The organism is Shimia sp. R9_3, assembly GCF_017743755.1.
GTDB lineage: Bacteria > Pseudomonadota > Alphaproteobacteria > Rhodobacterales > Rhodobacteraceae > Shimia.
Genome location: NZ_JAGHRP010000037.1, coordinates 1 through 566 on the forward strand (window position 1 = coordinate 1; position 566 = coordinate 566).

At 55.5% G+C, this 566-nt stretch carries 1 pseudogene; it reads left to right on the forward strand.

The annotated features are described in order from the left end of the window. Nucleotides 1-566: pseudogene (locus tag J7412_RS21770) on the forward strand (hypothetical protein); the annotation flags it as partial.

Sequence of the window (566 nt, forward strand, 5' to 3'; positions counted from 1 at the left end):
GGGCGATGACCTTCTGACCGGTTCCGCAACAGGCGCGCGCATTTTGTTTGGCGGTGAAGGTGATGATGTTTTGACCGCGACCTATCGAGGCGGCACTTCTGATCTCTTCGGTCAGGGGGGCAATGACACATACCGCCTGACCTCTGACGGTGGCTCAGTTTACATCCATGACGGCGAGGGGGCCAATCGTCTGGAGCTTGTCGATGTCGCACTTGCAGAAGTGAGTTTCTCGCAGGATGACACTTTCACGCGTCTGACTTGGGAAGATGCGACGCATGGAACTACTCAGGCGAAGATCCATCGGAGTACCAATTTCGAAGAATTCGCATTCGCTGATGGGGCGACTGTTGGCCAAATCAGTTTTGGAGACGGCGGTGTACGCCTGTCAGGCACTTCGGGCGATGATATTTTGACCGGTTCCGCAACAGGTGCGCGCATATTGTTTGGCGGTGAAGGTGATGATGTTTTGACCGCGACCTATCGAGGCGGCACTTCTGATCTCTTCGGTCAGGGGGGCAATGACGCATACCGCCTGATCTCTGCCGGTGGCTCAGTTTACATCCATG